Genomic DNA, 2,178 nt, shown 5'->3' with positions numbered 1-2,178 from the left:
CTGTCGTATATTTCTGATTAGCGCTTTCCTTGATTACGACACCCTTGTTTATAAAAACACAATTCACAGGATCTGTCTTTTCCGGATGATTGGGATGTACGGCATGCGCATTGTCACAACTTACAAGAAATGATCCTGCAACAGCCTTATAATAATCCTCCTGCGACCTACCTTCCGAAGAACTGATCCTCCAAAGCACATCATGCAAAAAGGTAGACATGGCTCCCTGTTTAGTATTGGATCCCACCTCTTCATTGTCAAAACAGCAGTATACACTTACAGTCTCATCATTTGATGAATTTAGGAATGCTTTCAGAGATGCAAAGGCACACTGTAGATCATCCAGTTTCGGAGCAGAAACAAACTCATCTTTGTATCCCCAGATAGCAGGACTCTGTCGATTTACTAAAAACAAATCTTTTGCCAGCATATCTTCCTTTTTCACGCCCAGCTCTTCTGCAACCATCACATCAAAATCACCTTTTCCAAGACCTCCTGCCGAAAACAACGGGCAAAGATCCACTTGCCTGTTATACTTATATCCTGTATTTATCTCTCTGTTAAAATGAATCGCAACATTTGGTATCAGCAAAACATCCTTATCAATATACACCAGCCTTGAAGAAATTTCATTTTTCTCCTTTACCATCACACGCCCGGCCAGACCAAGAGGTCTGTCAAACCATGAGCTGTCTATCATTCCTCCATAGGCCTCAACATCCAGCTTCAAATATCCACCGCTACTCTCAAGCTCGGGTATATTTTTAACTTTGAAAGCAGGCGAATCACTATGAGAAGCACAGATTTGAAAATGATTCTCCTCTTTGCTGACGCCTTTTCCTATCTTAAATGCAATTACACTCGATTGATTCCGTACTGTATAATACATCCCACCCTTTTCAAGCTCCCAATGTGTACTCTCGGGAAGATATTCAAAGCCTTCTTCATCAAGATAACTTTCTATCGTACTGACAGAATGAAACATGCTGGGGCTTTTCCTTATAAAATTCATCATTTCATTTGTCGTCTCAATATATTTCATCTATTCCTCCTGCTAATCTTCTACGATATATTCATATATATCTTCCCTCACCGGATCACTGAGTATGTACGTTATCTCAAAAGCTTCATCACCACTCTTTTCCAGTATCACCTGTTTAGGCTCGCCCGCCGCCTCTATCTCACCTAAGAAATAAAATTCCTTTGCCTCTTTATCGTTTTTATTTTTTCTCACAAACAAATATATCCTGTTTCCCAGATCCTCACGTGTTCTCTTATAAATATGATCTGCATCGGAAGATGTAACTCTTCTGGGATGTTTTGAAAATGCGATCAGTTCTTTATTAGATAGAAAACAATGTTCATATGAAACCTGTCCATGTTCTTTTTCATAATTGATAAATACCGGCATAGTCTTCGTTTTTCTCTCATAAAAATATCCGCCTACATTAAGGGGGTTCATCTGATTTTCCCAGTTCAGCATACGACATATATCTTCATAAGTATATTTCTGATAGAGCTGCATATTAGTGTCTTTATATCTTCGGGAAAAATATTCTTTATATCTTGAAAGACCAAATTCAATAATTTCCTCTATCATATTTCTAAAATTTTTGCTTGCCAGCATCTGTTTAAAAGACTCCGAGGACTGCCATATTCCGTCATCAGATATTTCAAGGAAACTGCAGCCGTCAAAATTTTCTCTTTCTTTAGGCATTAAAAAATCAAGGGTCAAATTTCTTAAAACTGATATTTCTTCTTCATCCGAAACTTCTATATCATAATTCTTCTTCATATTTTTGCGAAAAGACCTTAGCAAATCTCTGCAGCCTATCACAATGCATCTAAGCATCTCCAGCTCATGAGGCCTCTTCCCTTTCGCTAATTTCTTTGATATATATTCAATAGACAAGACTTCTTCTTCGGATAAAATAATGGAATAATTCTTATCATCACATTTTCTCAAAAATGTATAATATGATCCGAAGAGCTTACTGTCAAATATCTTTGTCACATCAACCGAACCATATGTGTCAAAATCCAGCAACGAAGGAATTCGGCCCAATCTGTACTTCAGTTCCCTATATGCTTCTCTGATAAGTCTCACATCATTTGTCCTCGCTTTATCTATAGATTCATATATACGCTTTTTCGATATTCTATCAAAATGTATGCTGG

At 37.5% G+C, this 2,178-nt stretch carries 2 protein-coding genes; both read right to left on the bottom strand.

Features of this window, described 5'->3' with window-relative positions:
- The coding region (locus ACLR96_RS10180) for a M18 family aminopeptidase (protein ID WP_412265867.1) at positions 1 to 1,042 on the bottom strand (1,042 nt) is incomplete at its 3' end.
- 12 nt (positions 1,043 to 1,054) lie between these two features.
- On the bottom strand, positions 1,055 to 2,178 hold a 1,124-nt coding region (locus tag ACLR96_RS10175), incomplete at its 5' end, for a DUF3427 domain-containing protein (RefSeq protein ID WP_412265865.1).

This window comes from Lentihominibacter sp. (genome assembly GCF_046951855.1).
Classification (GTDB): domain Bacteria; phylum Bacillota; class Clostridia; order Peptostreptococcales; family Anaerovoracaceae; genus Lentihominibacter; species Lentihominibacter hominis.
Note: the sequence above shows the minus strand (reverse complement) of the source record. Positions and strands in the feature narration are given on the sequence as shown.